Origin of the sequence: Campylobacter concisus (assembly GCF_002914005.1) — a bacterium.
Lineage (GTDB): Bacteria > Campylobacterota > Campylobacteria > Campylobacterales > Campylobacteraceae > Campylobacter_A > Campylobacter_A concisus_N.
This window is the reverse complement of record NZ_POZU01000063.1, coordinates 44,385-60,875: the sequence shown is the minus strand read 5'-3', so window position 1 is coordinate 60,875 and position 16,491 is coordinate 44,385. Positions and strand designations below refer to the sequence as shown.

The 16,491-nt window shown below is 38.3% G+C and carries 11 protein-coding genes and 3 pseudogenes; 1 reads left to right on the top strand and 13 read right to left on the bottom strand.

The window, feature by feature from the left end; translation table 11 throughout:
- Nucleotides 1-146: 146 nt before the first annotated feature.
- The 13 genes and pseudogenes from CYP54_RS10320 to CYP54_RS07135 all read right to left on the bottom strand — a co-directional run bounded on the left by CYP54_RS10320 (nucleotide 147) and on the right by CYP54_RS07135 (nucleotide 15,320).
- On the bottom strand, nucleotides 147-671 hold the full coding sequence (locus tag CYP54_RS10320; protein ID WP_159070040.1) for a methyl-accepting chemotaxis protein: 525 nt from the start codon (nucleotides 669-671) through the stop codon (nucleotides 147-149).
- Between the two features lie 627 nt (nucleotides 672-1,298).
- A pseudogene (locus CYP54_RS10315) lies at nucleotides 1,299-2,069 on the bottom strand (PDC sensor domain-containing protein); the annotation flags it as partial.
- A gap of 226 nt (nucleotides 2,070-2,295) precedes the next feature.
- A pseudogene (locus tag CYP54_RS10310) lies at nucleotides 2,296-2,667 on the bottom strand (methyl-accepting chemotaxis protein); the annotation flags it as partial.
- Between the two features lie 843 nt (nucleotides 2,668-3,510).
- Nucleotides 3,511-4,236, bottom strand: a pseudogene (locus tag CYP54_RS10305) (PDC sensor domain-containing protein); the annotation flags it as partial.
- A gap of 234 nt (nucleotides 4,237-4,470) precedes the next feature.
- On the bottom strand, nucleotides 4,471-4,893 hold the full coding sequence (locus tag CYP54_RS07175) for an EamA family transporter (RefSeq protein ID WP_103600986.1): 423 nt from the start codon (nucleotides 4,891-4,893) through the stop codon (nucleotides 4,471-4,473).
- Between the two features lie 48 nt (nucleotides 4,894-4,941).
- Nucleotides 4,942-5,865, bottom strand: a complete 924-nt coding sequence (locus CYP54_RS07170) for a Dyp-type peroxidase (protein ID WP_103600985.1) — start codon at nucleotides 5,863-5,865, stop codon at nucleotides 4,942-4,944.
- Nucleotides 5,866-5,885: 20 nt separating this feature from the next.
- The gene (locus CYP54_RS07165) at nucleotides 5,886-6,581 is read right to left on the bottom strand and encodes a DUF4230 domain-containing protein (protein WP_103600984.1); all 696 of its coding nucleotides are present in this window, start codon (nucleotides 6,579-6,581) and stop codon (nucleotides 5,886-5,888) included.
- 104 nt (nucleotides 6,582-6,685) lie between these two features.
- Complete coding sequence (ilvA, locus tag CYP54_RS07160) at nucleotides 6,686-7,897, bottom strand: threonine ammonia-lyase (protein ID WP_103604730.1); 1,212 nt, start codon at nucleotides 7,895-7,897, stop codon at nucleotides 6,686-6,688.
- Nucleotides 7,898-7,921: 24 nt separating this feature from the next.
- The gene (gene trmA, locus CYP54_RS07155; RefSeq protein ID WP_103604729.1) at nucleotides 7,922-9,025 is read right to left on the bottom strand and encodes a tRNA (uridine(54)-C5)-methyltransferase TrmA; all 1,104 of its coding nucleotides are present in this window, start codon (nucleotides 9,023-9,025) and stop codon (nucleotides 7,922-7,924) included.
- A gap of 2 nt (nucleotides 9,026-9,027) precedes the next feature.
- On the bottom strand, nucleotides 9,028-10,722 hold the full coding sequence (locus tag CYP54_RS07150) for a Na+/H+ antiporter NhaC family protein (protein ID WP_103579857.1): 1,695 nt from the start codon (nucleotides 10,720-10,722) through the stop codon (nucleotides 9,028-9,030).
- Nucleotides 10,723-10,731: 9 nt separating this feature from the next.
- Entirely contained in the window at nucleotides 10,732-11,478 is a 747-nt protein-coding gene (locus tag CYP54_RS07145; RefSeq protein ID WP_054196367.1) for an SDR family NAD(P)-dependent oxidoreductase, read from the bottom strand.
- Between the two features lie 8 nt (nucleotides 11,479-11,486).
- Nucleotides 11,487-12,698: an ankyrin repeat domain-containing protein gene (locus CYP54_RS07140; RefSeq protein ID WP_103604728.1), complete on the bottom strand. Its 1,212-nt coding sequence runs from the start codon at nucleotides 12,696-12,698 to the stop codon at nucleotides 11,487-11,489.
- A 36-nt stretch (nucleotides 12,699-12,734) separates the two neighbouring features.
- Nucleotides 12,735-15,320: a bifunctional aconitate hydratase 2/2-methylisocitrate dehydratase gene (locus CYP54_RS07135; RefSeq protein ID WP_103604727.1), complete on the bottom strand. Its 2,586-nt coding sequence runs from the start codon at nucleotides 15,318-15,320 to the stop codon at nucleotides 12,735-12,737.
- Between the two features lie 125 nt (nucleotides 15,321-15,445).
- Here CYP54_RS07135 and CYP54_RS07130 point away from each other — a divergent pair, with 125 nt between their 5' ends.
- Nucleotides 15,446-15,904, top strand: coding sequence for a methylated-DNA--[protein]-cysteine S-methyltransferase (locus CYP54_RS07130; RefSeq protein WP_103604726.1), 459 nt, complete (start codon nucleotides 15,446-15,448; stop codon nucleotides 15,902-15,904).
- The last annotated feature ends 587 nt before the right edge of the window (nucleotides 15,905-16,491 follow it).

The window sequence follows — 16,491 nt, the reverse complement described above, 5'->3', positions numbered from 1 at the left end:
GCTATAAATATTAGATTATTTTTAAAAATTTTATTATATTTATAAAACAAAAAAAAAATTTTAAGATTAGAGATAAAAAGGAGTTATTTTCATCCTCAAATTTTGAGGATGAAATATTAATAAAATTTAGGTGTTAAGCTATAAGGTTAAAATTTATTCTTTTTAACATCAGCTACTATTGTCTTAGCCATTTCATCGATTTGGGCGGTAATTTCATTCGTTGAGCTCACGATATCAACATTTTGCTTTGTAATGCTATCTATCTGGCTTACACTTTGATTTATCATATTTATGCCTTCGCTTTGCTCTCTGATACTCTCGCTCATCTCGTTAATGCTTTGAGTAAGTATATTTGCATTAGTTTCGATCTCGCCAAGTGACTTTTGGGTGCGCTCGGCTAGTTTTCTAACCTCATCTGCGACCACAGCAAAGCCTCGTCCATGCTCACCAGCACGCGCTGCTTCGATAGCTGCGTTTAGAGCAAGTAGATTTGTTTGATCGGCTATATCTCTAATAATAACGATGATATTTTTAATCTCTTCAGATTGTTTTATAACATCTACAGTCTTTTGACTAATTGCACTCATTGAGCTACTCATTTGCTCGATCGCAGCAGCACTTTCTTGGAGAGAATTTGCCTGTGTACTAGCACCTTGAGTTACTTGCTTCATTGATGCATCTAAATTTTTGGCTTTTTCTTCTAAGAATTGTGCTTGTTTTAAGTTAAACGCAAGCATATTAGCTATCTCTTCGCCAAGCTCGTTTGTTACTAGTTCGACATTGCCTTTGGCATCCAAAATTCTTGAAGTAAAATCAGAATTTCTAAAATCATTAAAAGTTTTTTGGATCATATTTAAATCGCTACCTACTCTTTTCTCCAAAACATCTAGCATTTTATTTAAGACATCTTTTAATTCAATTAGTTTTGGATTAGCTGGAACATCTACTATTCTTGCTTTTAAATTTCCATTTTCTATCGCCTTTGCAGTTTCAACAGATTGAGATACCACTCTAGAGTCTTGATCGGCATTGTCAAAAATTTTAGCAATATTATCATTTATTAGTTTGCCCATTACGCCAAATTCATCTTTTGTTGCCACCTTTGAAACAACTGGCTCTTTTATCTCAAAATTTAAAAATCTAAAGAAACTAACCAAAGCATCTGTAATAGTTTTAATCGGATTAAGCGATCTTTTTAGCAAGAAATATACAAACGCAGACAAGACAACTATAAATATAAAGGCTAAAATAATTTGAACTTTTAAAATAGGCAAAGTATGCGAGCTAAAGATATTTTGATCCATTGCTGTTATTGCCAACCAACCTTTGTCATTTATCTCTAACATATAAGCATAGACATCTTCGCCTTTTGTATTTTTATATGCTATTAATCCATTTTCATCAAATTTCTTTTCATTATATTGTTTTATTAGACTCTTTGCGATCTCATGAGGTTTGCCGACTAATTCTTTATTTGGGTGCATTATAACGTTGCCATTTTGATCTGTAACAAAAGCATAGCTGTATTCAGTTTTACTGATTTGCGATATATTATTGCTCAACTCCTCAATAGACGCATCTATGCCCGTAACTCCAATATTTTTAATAGGTGCAGCAAAGGTTATAACCATTGCATTTAATGAAGCTGCCATATATGGATCAGTATATATTGGTTTATTCTCGGCTTTAGCTTGTTTATACCATCCTCTAACTCTTGGATCATACCCAGCTTTATTTTGCCCATTTGATCTAAACATAGCCCCATTCTCATATCCAGCGTAAACAAGAGTGATCTCTTTCCCAGATATAGCTTTTGCTTGAGATAAAGCTAAATTTATACCATCAGCATTCATCGAGCTATCACTTTTCTCGCTTATCTTACTAAGAGTCTCAGCCATTTTCTCTATAGCATACTGATTATTGGTAAAAAAGCTATTTAGTGTGATTTTCACATCTTTTAAAATTTGCTTTTGAGTTTGTATTACTAACTCAATGGCTTTATCATGAGCTGTGTTATAGCTAGCTAAAGATATTAGCGAAAATGATATGAATAATGCCAGTATGAGCATTAAAGATATTTTGTTTGCAATTGATCGCATTTACTTTCCTTTTACAAAAATTTTTAAGGTGCGATTGTATATTTTTTATATTAAATAGTATTAAATAATATTAATTACAAAATAGTGATGTATACATTAAATAATAATTTTGAATTATTTTTTCATTTTAGGTAGTTAAAATCAGCGAAATAAAATTAGAATTTAGGGGAAGCAAACCCCTAAATTCGGTCTAAGATTAAAATTTGTTCTTTTTGACATCGGCTACTATCGTTTTAGCCATGTCATCTATTTGGTCAGTAATTTCATTTGTTGTACCAACAATATCAATATTTTGTTTTGTAATACTGTCGATCTGACTTACACTTTGGTTTATCATATTTATGCCTTCGCTTTGCTCTCTGATGCTTTCACTCATCTCATTAATGCTTTGAGCTAGAACATTTGCGTTAGCTTCGATCTCGCCAAGTGATTTTTGAGTTCGCTCTGCTAGTTTTCTAACCTCGTCGGCGACTACGGCAAATCCTCTTCCGTGCTCGCCCGCTCTAGCCGCCTCTATAGCCGCGTTTAGAGCAAGTAGGTTGGTTTGGTCGGCTATATCTCTAATAATCACGATGATATTTTTAATCTCTTCGCTTTGTCTGGTTACGTCGCTAGCCTTTTGGCTAATAGCGTTCATAGAACTGCTCATCTCTTCTATAGCCGCCGCGCTTTCTTGTATGGAGTCGGCTTGTTTATGAGCTCCGTCGGTTAGGGTTCTCATAGATTCTGCTAGGATTTTAGCTTTTTCTTCTAGAACCTGAGCTTCTTTTAAATTTTCCCTTAGCATATTGCTTACTGCGTCGCCAGCGCTTTGAAGGCCTACTATCATATCTCTTAAATCGCTTTCAAGCTCCGGTTTTAGCTCTAATCTAGGAGTATAGTCGTTTTTATTATAAGAAGCTAAAACTACGGCTATGCCTTTTAAATTTTCAGAAATTGACGTAAAGAATTTATTTAGCAGATCTTTTAACTGAACTAAAGCCGGGTTATTCGGAGTAGAGTTAATCTTAGCTCCCATGTGGCCTCTTATCATAAGATTTGCTATACCGTTCATCTCGTCTATTAGGGCGCTGTCTTTTTTAACGCCGTTAAGGACTTTTTCTATGTTTTCGTTAATAGATTCGCTCATTCTGCCGAATTCGTCTTGTGTAGTTACTACTAGCTTTTCCGGAGCGTTAGGGGTTTCGTAGGTAATAAATTTAAACGCATCTTCAAGCTTGGTTTGAATAGTTCTAATAGGGCTAAGCGATTTTTTAAGAAGAGTAAATACGATAGCCGAAAGTATGACTATAAAAGCTACGGCTAGGATTATTTGAGCTTTTAATAAAGGCAAGGTATTAGACGAAAAAGTATCCGCTCCGATAGCGGCTACGGCTAACCAGCCTTGATCGTTTATAGGAAGGACTTTGGCGGTTACGTTTTCGCCTTTATAGTTCGTATAAGGGATAAGTCCATTTTCATCAAATCTCTTAGCCGCAAATTCATCGGCCAAATATTTGCTTGCCGGAATCGCTTTACCGACATTTTCAGGATTTGAGTGCATAAGAATAACGCCGTCTTTATTCATTAAATAGACGTAGCCGTATTTCGTTTTACCCATTTCGAGAATTTTTTTACTTAAAGCATCCATATTTAAATCAAGTCCCAAAACACCATCAAAATTTCCATTTTTATTTACTGGAGCGGCAAAACTAATTACTAAAGCATTAAACAAGGCAGCTTTGTAAGGTTCGGTATATATAGCACCATTTGTACTCTTCGCTGCTTTGTACCAACCTCTAGTTCTAGGATCGTAGTTATCGGCTGGAGTTGTTCTAGTGCCGTCAGACTGGAAAAAATGTCCATCACTCTCGCGACCATAAAAAATATCAGTAACTAGATGACTAACATTTTCTTTTTGTATTTTTGTTTTTTCCATGTACGAGTCATCATTATTTGGTGTTTGTGCTATATCTAAAGCATACTTTTTAGCAATTTCTAAATATTCTTCAAAAAAAGAATCCGTAGTAGCTTTGATGTCACTTAGAATCTGATCCTGGGTCTGGCTGACCAACTCTACTACCTTACTTTCCGCTGTATAGTAGCTGACTGCTGAAATAGCAGCAAACGAAATAACTAGCAATGAGATGATAATCATCGCTATCTTTGAAGTTATGGACTTCATCTTTCCTCCTTTAAAAAGTTAAAATCACTTTAATTTATCGAAAAAGAATTAAAATTAGTATTAAATTTACCCTATATTTAATGCTTTTTAAAAATCAATAAAGATATCTTGATAATTAAAAATTTTTGAATAAATTTTAGATCAGAAAACGCCATCGAAAATCTAGTTTTGATTTTTATTCTTTAGCTAGATTTAAAGTATAAATTTTTACTTGAAAATCAATAAAATAACACCTGAAATAATAAGGCAGACGGCTAAAATTTCTTTTAAATTTAACCTCTCGTCAAGAAAGATGACAGCCAAAATAATGGCTAGCACAACGCTAAATTTATCAACCAGCGCCACTTGATAGACCTTGCCTGCCTGCATAGCTTTAAAATACATGAGCCACGAAAGCCCAGTCGCTATGCCACTTAGTATGAGAAAGAGCCAGTTTTTGGGGTTTAGTGAGCTTAATGGTTGCCATTTTTTAGCCACGCTTAAAAGCAAAACAAGCATCAAAATGACGACGATCGTTCTTATAAATGTCGCAAAATCGCTGTCAATATCCTTTACGCCAAGCTTTGCAAAGATAGCTGTAAGTGCAGCAAAAACAGCCGAAAGAGCTGCGTAAATAAACCACTCTGGCATCTTTTTCCTTATAAATTTAAGGGGTATTTGCTTCGCCCCACTGTAAATTTAACCCTCGTACTCGCTTAGCATGTCGATAGTCGGCGCAAAAAATAGCGCACCAGTAACAGGTGTGCTAAAGTCAAGTAGCCTATCTGAGTTGCCTTTTGGCTCGCCTATAAACATCTTTTTAAGCATCGCCTCAACGGTCGAAAATGTGCTCGCATAAGCGATGAAGTAAGTGCCTGTTTTACTACCTTCAGTAAATGGCATATTGCCACGCACGACCTTTTTATCATCTCCTACGTTTGCAGCAGCTGAGTGTGAATTTGTAGGTTTTACATCTTCGCTCATCTCGATGTCAAGCTCTTTTGAGCGACCTATTACCTTTTCTTGCTCGCTTACGCTTGTAGCGTTCCACTCTTTCATATTGTGGAAATATTTTTGTACAAAAACGTAGCTGCCGCCTTTAAATTTAGCGTCCTCATCGCCAACTTTAGCAAAGAAATCTCTCTCCTCGCCCTCAGGATTTTCAGTGCCATCAACAAAGCCTATTATCGCCCTACCGTCATGATACTTAAAGCCTTGCGTCTCATCTGTAAGCTCTGCAAATTTAAAAAGCACAGCCTTTATCGCTTGAGCCATATCGAAGCAATCAGGTGCATTTAAGGCGCGGATATGTATGTGGATGTCGCCCTTTGTGCTAACAGCTTCGTGCTTATCGCCTTTTATCGCTTTAAAATTTACAAGCTCTTTTGGTAGATCTTTTGAAATTTCAAGCTTTTTCCAAGCATCATGACCCACGCCAAGGACGCAGTTTACATTTTCATTTGCGCCAAATCTAATCTTGGCAGTTTTATTTAAATTTACAACCAAGGAGCAAAGCTCGGCAAAACCCTCTTTACAAACCTTTTTATCAGCTATTAAAACCCATGTTTGAAAGACTGTGTTGTTGCCTGGTGTCTGCGTGACTTCTTGTGAATTTACGCTCATTTTTTCTCCTTTTTAAAATTTTATGCAATATTTTCTAAATTTAGTTGCGAGCTTATCTGCTCATCATTATCGTCAAAGACAAACTCAACTTTGTTTGCACCAAAGCTCTTAGCTATCGCTTCAAGCGTGTCGCGAGCTGATTTATGAATTTTACTTTGAAGCTGTGAGATAAGGCGGACACTCATCTTTTTGACTTCATTTCTCGCCTCTTCGATTAGTCTGTTTTTATCCTCTTCTGTAAATGTACTTCCAAAAAACCCATTTAGCGAGTCAGGCAGCAAAAATGGTATAAATTTGCCGTTTTTCTCATCGTAAAATTTCATATCGGCGATCGAAAATTTATACTTACATGGGGGCATCTTTATCTTGTAGCTAGAGTTTGCGATCTGCGTGATCTCAAGTTTTGGACTAGTTAGATCGTAGATGAAATTTATCTCAAACTCAAATATCATCGAAAGCTTCTTCTCGCTTATAAGCCATCTTAGATACTCTTTGCCAAAATTTCCAAACGCATGATCTGTCTTTGTGACGATCTCTTTGCTATAAACTTGAAAAACAGATAGCTCGCCGATGCTTTTTAGCTGCGAAATTTCAGTGCTGACTGAGAGATTTTCGCTATCATCTTTTGCCTTTTTTAACGCCTTATTTGACCTATAAAATGCAAATGCCAAAACAGCTAATAAGATAGCTAATATCAAATTTGCATATTCGCTCATTTTTTCTCCTTTTAAGCTTGCTATTTTAGCTTAAATTTGTAAAGCAAAAGGAATTTTAGCTTGTTTTTTTGCTACCTTGAAATCCACAAAATAGCAAAAAATTTTTAAAACAATTGAGAAAATGAAAAACCACTTTTTTCAAGCACTTCTTTGATCTTTTCTTGATGCTCAAGACCCTTTGTCTCAAGCGTGATCGTAATACTTGCATCGCCATAATCAAGCCTTGTTGAGAAGCGATCGTAGTCGATTTTCACGATGTTTGCGTTTGCTGATTTTAGGCTATCAGTTAGACTCATGAGCGCTCCTGGCTTATCCACAAGCGTTATTTGCAAAGTCATCTTGCGGTGAGACTTGATAAGACCTTTTTCGATGATGATAGAAAGTACCTGTACGTCGATATTTCCACCACTTAGTACCACGCCTATCTTTGCACCTTTTTTAAATTTGATCTTATCATGCATGAGTGCTGCCACACCAGCTGCGCCAGCTCCTTCCACAACGATCTTTTGCGTCTCTAGTAAAAACAAAATCGCAGTTGCGATCTCCTCGTCATCAACTTGCACAAACTCATCAACACACTCAATAATATTTGCCAGCGTGATTTCGCTCGCATCACGCACAGCGATACCGTCAGCTATGGTGCGGACTGATTTTGAGTTTATGCTCTTTTTAGCGCCGTAGCTATTAAACATCGCTGGAGCACCTTTTGCACCGACACAGATTACTTTTGTCTTTGGATTAACTTGTTTTATACAGCTTGCCACACCGCTAGCTAATCCGCCGCCGCCAACTGGGACGATGACCATATCAAGATCACTTATCTCATCAAGCATCTCAAGCCCCACAGTGCCCTGCCCTGCCATGACGTACTCGTCGTTAAATGGATGAACAAAGGTCATACCCTTTTCTTTAGCATAGTTCACCGCAAAAGCGTACGCCTCGTCAAAGTTATCACCCTTTAAAATGACCTCTGCGCCAAGGTCCTTTGTGCCAGCAACCTTTAGGAGTGGGGTTGATTCTGGCATGATGATGCAAGCATGCACGCCAAATTCTTTTGCACTTATAGCAACACCTTGAGCGTGGTTGCCAGCGCTTGCAGCCACGACGCCACGTTTTCTCTCCTCATCACTTAGGCTAGCTATTTTATTGTATGCGCCTCTTATCTTATATGCGCCGGTTCTTTGTAAATTTTCTTCTTTCAGGTAAACACTTGCGCCTAAAATTTTACTAAGCTTTGCACTTAGCGCAAATGGAGTCTTAGTCACAAAATGACCGATCGTGATCTTTGCTTGGATGATTTTATTTAGTGAAACCATTTTTTCAAATTTTCCTTTTTAAAATTATTCTTTTGCCCTTAGTAGCACGCCACACTCGATGTGATGAGTGTTTGCAAACTGATCAAAAATGGCAAATTTTATCACTTTATGGCTTTTACAAAGCTCATTTAAATTTTCTTTTAGAGTCTCTGGGTTGCACGAGATGTAGATGATATTTTTGAAATTTTTGATGAAATTTACGACACTTTCACTAAGTCCTGCACGAGGAGGATCGACAAGGACATGCGAGAAGTTAAAATCGCTTAAATTTATATCCTTTAGTCTATTAAATTCCCTAACGCCAGCAAATACACTCATAAGCTCATCAGCGTCCATACGTAAAAATTTGATATTTTTAGCTTTGTTTAGCTCGCAGTTTTTAAGGGCATTTGCGATCGAGCTTTTTGAAATTTCAGTGGCAAGAACATTTTTAAATTTAAACGAAAGCGGGATGGTAAAATTTCCATGTCCGCAGTAGAGCTCAAGGAGGTCAACGCCAGCTTCTATGCACTCTTTAGCCCAGCCTATCATCTTTTCATTTACGGCTCTATTTGGCTGAATAAAGGCATTCTCACTTAGGCTAAATTTATAAATTTCACCGCCAACGTCTAGCTCATCGATCAAATTTAGCTCACCACTTAGCAACTTTTGCCCACGAGATCTGGCAAGTATGGTAACGTCAAGCTTGCTGGCTAGAATTTTCATAGCCACTTCAAACTCATTATCAAGCTTTTTGTGATAAAGAAGTGTAACCAAAATACCGCTTTTACAAGAGATAAATTCCACTCCAAAAAGCTTTGCGCGCAGTATTTCGTTCTCTTGTAAGCCATAAAGCAAGCTTGGCATAAGCTCTGAAATTTGCTCGCAAACCTTTGGACAATCATCTATAAAGACCTTTTTGCCCTTTTCGCTTGCATGCATCGTGTAGCTAAGCTTGCTGCCTTCATGCCAGATGCCAAACTCAGCTCTTGTGCGGTAGTGTTTTGGTGTTGAGCTAAAAACATCAAACTCACCATCATAAAACTCTGAAAAATTTTGTTTTACAAGGTCAGTTTTAAATAAAATTTGCTCATCATAAGGAGTAAAAAGAGTGCAAGAGCCGCACTCTTTTAAATAATTGCAATCCAAATTTATGCTTCTACTTTCTTTCCAACAAATCTAACTAGCGCCCAAATCGCTAAAAATCCGCAAGGAAGTGCGATCCAAACGCTAAGACCAAGTGCAACTGGCAAGTAGCCAACTAGCACACAAACCACACAAACGCTAAGCGCATAGACCATTTGAGTTGATACGTGATCGATATGATTACATCCTGCACCCATTGATGAAAGTATCGTAGTATCCGATATCGGTGAGCAGTGATCGCCAAAGATCGCACCTGTAAGTACGCCTGAGATATTTACGATCATATATGCATGCATCGCATCGCCCTCTAGGCCGTAGTTTTTGCCGACAGCATAAGCTAGTGGGATAGCTAGAGGCATTAAAATTCCCATCGTACCATAGCTCGTTCCAGTTGAAAAGCTAATAAACGAACCAAGGATAAAAACAGCAACTGGCAGGATAAATTTAGGCGTTGAAGAGCTTAATAAATCAACCAAATATCTTGATGTGCCAAGCTCTTTGATAACAGCACTAAGGCTCCATGCAAGAAGCAAAATGACAACTGTAATTATCATAGTCTTCCAGCCCTTTACCCATGTGCTGATAGCCTCTTTTACGTCAAAAATTTTACGCCAAACACCCATTGTGATAGCTACGATACTAGCAAGTAGTGCTGCTTGAAATAGTGATGTAGCTGAGTCTGCTGCGCCAAAAGTATCTTTAAATGTAGAAAATGAAAGCGGATTAGCAAGTGCATTTTTAAGAGCATCACCCTCAAGTGCAGCAAGACCACTAAAATAAAAACTAGTAAATGCGCCAATGACCAGCACAAGAAGTGGTACAACAGCATTTGCAGCGCTTAATTTCACGCCCTCTTTTGGCTCAAGTGTTTTATCTTCAAGATCTTGGATTTGAGTTTTACCTGAGTGAAGCTCGCCTCTTCTAGCACGTCTTTCAGCTAACAGCATTGGTCCGTATTCACGCTGCATCAAGGCTGTACAGACTATAAAAAATAAGATGAAGAGGTTGTAAAATCTATATGGAATTGTCTCGATAAATATAGAATAAGCGTTAATTCCAGTCTCTCCAACTAGCTCATAGCCCTTTTCGATGAGTGAAACCTCAAGGCCAACCCATGTCGAGATGATAGCAATACCAGCGATCGGTGCTGCGGTAGCATCTATGATAAAAGCTAGTTTTTCGCGGCTTATTTTAAATTTATCACTTATTGGTCTCATTATAGGGCCAACGATTAGGGCATTTGCGTAGTCATCAAAAAATACAAAAATTCCCATGAGCCATGTTGAAATTTGAGCTGAAATGCCGCTTTTTGCCTTTTTGCTAAGCCAAAGAGCAACCGCCTTTGTACCACCCATCTTTGTAATGAGTGCGACCACGCCGCCGATACAAAGCACTTGAAGTAAGATACCTGAGTCGGTCTTGTCAGCCATTGATTCAACGACTCTTGAAACAATACCTGTAAAGCCTTTTACGATACCCATAAAGATGTTTTCATTGATGATATTTATGAGAAATGTTCCGCTAAAAACACCTATAAATAGCGACAAGATGACGTCTTTTGTGATAAAAGCAAGTGCTATTGCCACAACAGGCGGTATAAGCGTAAATACGCCATAAATTTCAGCGTTTCTCTTTGCCACTTCTGGATCGACACCAAAAAGCGCAACGCTAAAAAAAAGTAATAATAAAATTTGTCTCACAAGAACTCCTTAAAATTTTTCTATCGCAAGTCCAGCCCAAGTCTGCGTATTTGCCATGACTTCGACTCTATTTATATTGACACTTCCGGGCATATTTAGACAATTTATCAAAATCGTCGCGATATCCTCAGATGTGATGAAATTTGTATTTTCATAAAGACTATCCGCCTTTACTTTATCTCCTCTAAACCTAACCTCGCTAAATTCGGTCTTGCAAAGCCCCGGCTCGATGTTTGTCACCCTGATATTTGTACCAACTAGATCGTTTCTTAAATTTAGACTAAACTGCTTCACAAAGGCCTTTGTAGCACCATAAACATTACTTCCAGGATATGGCCATGAGCCAGCTGTCGAGCCAATATTAAAGATATAGCCCTTTTCTTGCTTATAAAGTAGTGGCAAAACCGCCTTTGTTGAGTAGATAAGACCCTTGACGTTGGTGTCTATCATCGCCTCAAAGTCCTCCACCTTCGCATCTATCGTCTTCTCAAGCCCAAGCGCCATGCCAGCGTTGTTTACAAGCACTTCTATGTCCTTAAATTTATCAGGCAAGCTCTCAACCGCTTTAAAAACAGCCTCTTTGTCGCGTATGTCAGCTACGATAATATGCGTATCGTCAAGCTCTGCTGCAAGCTTCTTTAGCCTATCTTCGCGCCTTGCAAGAGCGACTATCTTGTAGCCCTCTTTTGAGAGTCTTCTGGCGATCGCCTCGCCAAATCCAGATGTTGCACCGGTTACAAAAGCTGTCTTTTTCATGATTTTTCCTAATTTAAATTTGGTTTTAAACCCAAATTTTCTAAAAATTTGATCGTCTTTTCGTTTTGTTCTTTCATGGCATAGTCAAGCGCGTTAAATCCAGCGTCATCAGTCGCGTTGATATCAGCGCCATTATCCATCAAAAGCTTTAAAATTTCTGGCGTTGCGTGAGCTGCTGCATGCATAAAAACGCTTCTATTTGTATGCTCTAGACCACATGTATCTTCAACTTGCGTCATACCCAAATTTATCATATTCATCTTGGCATTTTCGTCTATATAGCTCTCGTTGGCATTGGCACCATTTTTTAGCAAAAGCTCACAAAGTGGCTTATCGCTAAACTGCACAGCGTAAAAAAGCGCACTTTTTCCAAAAAAATTTTTGTGATTTACATCAGCTTTATTTGCAAGTAAAATTTTTACATTTTCTATATTTTTTAAAGCAAAAAATAGCGGCGTCTCATCGCCCAAATTCACATCGGCCCCGCGCCTTATGATCTCTTTTACCATATCGCTACTTTTTTCGTTTAAAAGAGCGATATTAAGCAAATTTGTAAGCTCAGCGGTACTGAAATTTTTTGAGTAAAGTAAATTTGCCAGCTCATCGGAATTTATCCTTTGAGCCATTATATTTTGCTCAGGTGTTAAAATTTTAGCTTTATTTACACTTTTACCGACACCAAAAGTCAAAAACTCATTTACCACGCTAGTTGCGTAGTAAGCGGCACTTGGCGTATCAAGTCCAAGGCTTTCATAAAATTTCACAAGCGGAGTTTGAGCGTTTTTGTAAGCTTCTGTAAATTTTTTATATTTTAAAAAATTAAATAAGCTCTCGTTTGCCCAGTATCTAAGATACTCCATTCTAGCGTCTTTTTCACTCTCAGCAACCTCTGGCTTTGCAAGCTCTCTTGCGTAAAATTCAGGCGCAAATGACGCTTTTAGTAAAAGCCATCTAAACTTGTTTAAATTTTCTTTATAAACTCTATCACCAACGCAACTTTGAGACTCACTTCTCACAGCCACACTCGCATCAAAAAGCTCTTTTACCTCTTTTAAGTTTAAAAGTGAACCATCACAGTAAAATAGCCCCTCATTCGTGTAAGCAATATCGTTTGGAGTAGTTTTAAAGCTCTCTTTTTTAGCAAGATCACTGCACTCTAAAGCGTGTAAATTTATCAAAGAACAAACGCTAAAAAAGAGAAAAAAAACTACTTTTTTCATCAAAGCTCCTTAAAATTTCGCGATATTGTAACAAATTTATATGCTAAACTCGCTTATTTCATTAAAATTTAGATATTTATAAATTTCATCTTTATTTAAGCTAAGGCTATCTTTTACTATCTTTTTATATTCATCTACACTTGGTAAACGCCCAAGTAGCGCACAAACAGCGGCTAGCTCAGCACTTCCTAGATAAACCTTTGCCCCCATGCCCATTCTGTTGTCAAAATTTCTTGTCGAGGTCGAAAAAACAACGGCATTATCGTTTACTCTTGCTTGATTACCCATACAAAGCGAGCAGCCTGGTACCTCTGTCCTTGCATTTAATCTTTTAAAAATTTCATAAATGCCCTCATCTTCAAGCGTGCTTTTATCCATCTTTGTCGGCGGTGCTATCCAAAGCCTAGTTGTAAGCCTGCTCTCATGCTCTAAAATTCTAGCAAGTGCCCTGTAATGGCCGATATTTGTCATACAGCTTCCCACAAAAACTTCATCTATTTTATGCACTCTTTTATTATCAGCTAAAATTTCACTTAGCGTTGCCACATCGTCCGGGTCATTTGGACACGCCAAAATCGGCTCATCTATCTGCGATAAATCAATCTCTAAAATTTCAGCGTATTTTGCATCTTTATCGGCTCTTAAAAGAGTCGGGTTGTCTAGCCATTTTTGCATTTTTTCTTTTCGTCTAAGCAGGGTCTCACGACTCTCGTAACCAGCTTTTATCATCGCATCAATTAGCGCAACGTTTGAGCGAATGTACTCCACAACGCTATCAACGCTTAAATTTACCACGCAAGCAGCCGCCGAGCGTTCAGCCGAAGCGTCACTTAGCTCAAACGCCTGCTCTACTTTTAAGCTCTCAAGCCCTTCTATCTCTAAAATTTTACCTGCAAAAACATTCTTTTTATTTTTCTTTTCAACGCTTAAAAGTCCTTTTTTAATCGCAAAATAAGGTATCGCATTGACAAGATCGCGAAGCGTCACGCCCTCTTTTAGCTTGCCTTTAAATTTGATCAAAACCGACTCTGGCATATTTAGTGGCATCATTCCAAGCACCGCTGCAAACGCCACTAGACCACTTCCCGCTGGAAAACTGATACCGATAGGAAATCTCGTGTGACTATCGCCTCCAGTGCCCACCGTATCAGGCAGCACCATGCGATTTAGCCACGAGTGGATGACGCCATCGCCTGGCTTTAGGCTCACACCGCCACGTAAATTTATAAATTTTGGCAAGCTCTCATGCATCACAAGATCACTTGGCTTTGGATAAGCGGCCGTGTGGCAAAAGCTTTGCAGAACAAAATCCGCACCAAAACTAAGGCTAGCAAGCTCTTTTACCTCATCTCTAGTCATCGGCCCTGTCGTATCTTGCGAGCCAACAGTTAAAATTTCTGGCTCCACGTAGGCACCAGCTCTCACGCCAGCTAGGCCGCAAGCCTTGCCAACCATCTTTTGAGCCAGCGTATAGCCGCCACTCTGTTCTTTTGGCTGATCTGGCTTTATAAAAATTTGCTCCTCGCCAAGCCCTAGAGCCCCTCTGGCTTTTTTGGTCACTTGGCATCCTATCATAAGCGGTATCCTTCCACCTGCTCTTATCTCATCGCTTAGAGTATTTGGGTTTAGCTTGAAATTTGCCACGAGCTTTTTCTCGCCGCCAATAAGCTTATAAATTTCGCCTTTAAATGGATAAATTTCTATCTCATCGCCCATCTCAAGCTCATTTACATTTGCAACTATCGGCAACGCACCGCTGTCTTCTGCTGTGTTAAAAAATATCGGAGCTATGGTCGTGCCTATCACGATACCGCCCGTTTTTTTGTTTGGCACGCCCTCTATCTCATCGCCCAAATGCCACTGGATCGAGTTTATACCGCTCTTTCTGCTGCTGCCAGTGCCAACCACGTCGCCAACATACGCCACTTTTTTACCACGAGTTTTAAGTTCTTTTAAAATTTCTAGACCATCAGGCATCTTTTTAACAAGCATTGCTTTTGCGTGAAGTGGTATGTCGGCCCTTGTGTAGGCCTCGCTCGCTGGACTTAGGTCATCAGTATTTGTCTCACCTGGTACCTTAAAAACGACTGCGTTTATACAGGCTTCAATTGGCTTTTTATGCGTAAACCACTCTGCATTTGCCCAAGAAGCAAGCACATCTTTTGCAAATTTATTGTTGCTACTTAGCTTTACTATCTCGTCAAAATATTCATGCACCAGGATAATATTTTTTAGCTCATTTGCAGCAGCAAGTGCGATAGTTTCGTCGCTATTTTTTAGAGCTCGTACCAGAATTTCCACGTTATATCCGCCAAGCATCTTGCCTAAAATTTTAATGGCACGCATAGCGTCAAGACCGCCAACAGCAAGCCCATCTATCACTTCGCCAAGAAAGTTTGCCTTTATCTTCGCTGCGTCATCAACGCCGGGATTGATACGAGTTTCAAGCAAACTTATAAGAAATTTTAGCTCGCTTTGCGTCTTTTCGTCACCACTAGACTTGCTAGCAAACTTTATTAGCTCGCAAACTTCACTTGTTTGCTTGGCATTTAGCGCAAGCGGTGGCACGCCCTCTTTTTCTCGCTCGCTCACGTGTTTTTCGTAGTCGGTAAAAAAGCTCATGAAATTCCTTTGTGGTTTTTGCTAGTTATTTTTAGTCTAAAATCGCTATTTTGCTTGCATTTTATCAAAAAGCAAAACAAACTAAAGTAAAATTTGCCCAAAATTTCAAATTTCAAGGAGCAAATGTGTCAAAAGCTTACCTAAAATCGCCTATCGGAATTTTGGAGATCGTTGCCAGCAAAAATGGAATTTGTGAGATAAATTTTGTAGATAAATTTGAAAAGATAGCGGTAAAAGATAAAAATTTAAAGCTTTGCTTGAATGAGCTAGAGGCTTATTTTAATGGCAAGCTTAAAAAATTTAGCGTAAGGCTTGATATAAAAACAACTAATTTTAGAGCAAAAATTTACGAGGCTTTACAAAAAATACCATACGGAGAAACGACTACATACGCAGCTCTTGCACTTGCTGCAGGCCACAAAAATGCCTACCGAGCAGCAGGATCAGCCAATGCTAAAAATCCAGTGCCTATCATCGTTCCTTGTCACAGAGTGCTAGCTAGCAGTGGGCTTGGCGGATACTCGGGTGGAGATGGCTTGCCAACTAAAATCTGGCTTTTAGAGCATGAAGCAAAGCATAAATAGCTAAAAATTTACACCAAATAAAAAGTCCATCAAATTTTAAAATTTATGAACTAGCATATCACATCATCAAATTTAAACTTACTAGAGTTTTAAATCGCATGCTTCGCTTTAGCACTATTGCATGCACCTTAAATGTAAGGGATTTAGGGGATTTAAAAAGGAAGATAAGAGGACGGGCTCGTAACTAGAGTCCCATTGTCTCTCTTTTGAATAAAAAGGAATTTACAAATTTGATCAAGCTGTCTTTACAAATTTTAAAACTTCATTCACTCGCAAGAACTAAAATCTAAATTCGCTTACCACTTAGCTCAAATTTTAGAGCCAAAATTACTCGTTCATAAAATTTTAAAATTTACTTGACACTCACTTGATTTAACAAAGCAAATTTGCAAATTTTAAAACTTTACTCACTTGTCTTAACAACTTACCAAATTCAGGTTTCATTATTTGCTTGTCACTGAAATCGAAGCGTGATATGCTCGCTCAAATTTATTTTTCTCTAGTGTGCTGCATGTGCTTATTAATGTTTAAATTATTAATTGCTTTTATGCGCTATATGGCTTTTTGTTTGGATTTTAGAATCGTCA

What these genes read in the sequence shown, in the direction of transcription:
- CYP54_RS10320 (WP_159070040.1), bottom strand. Translation starts at nt 671, where the DNA reads ATGAAGCAAGTAACTCAAGGTGCTAGTACACAGGCAAATTCTCTCCAA.
- CYP54_RS07175 (WP_103600986.1), bottom strand. Translation starts at nt 4,893, where the DNA reads ATGCCAGAGTGGTTTATTTACGCAGCTCTTTCGGCTGTTTTTGCTGCA.
- CYP54_RS07170 (WP_103600985.1), bottom strand. Translation starts at nt 5,865, where the DNA reads ATGAGCGTAAATTCACAAGAAGTCACGCAGACACCAGGCAACAACACA.
- CYP54_RS07165 (WP_103600984.1), bottom strand. Translation starts at nt 6,581, where the DNA reads ATGAGCGAATATGCAAATTTGATATTAGCTATCTTATTAGCTGTTTTG.
- ilvA (WP_103604730.1), bottom strand. Translation starts at nt 7,897, where the DNA reads ATGGTTTCACTAAATAAAATCATCCAAGCAAAGATCACGATCGGTCAT.
- CYP54_RS07145 (WP_054196367.1), bottom strand. Translation starts at nt 11,478, where the DNA reads ATGAAAAAGACAGCTTTTGTAACCGGTGCAACATCTGGATTTGGCGAG.
- CYP54_RS07140 (WP_103604728.1), bottom strand. Translation starts at nt 12,698, where the DNA reads ATGAAAAAAGTAGTTTTTTTTCTCTTTTTTAGCGTTTGTTCTTTGATA.
- CYP54_RS07135 (WP_103604727.1), bottom strand. Translation starts at nt 15,320, where the DNA reads ATGAGCTTTTTTACCGACTACGAAAAACACGTGAGCGAGCGAGAAAAA.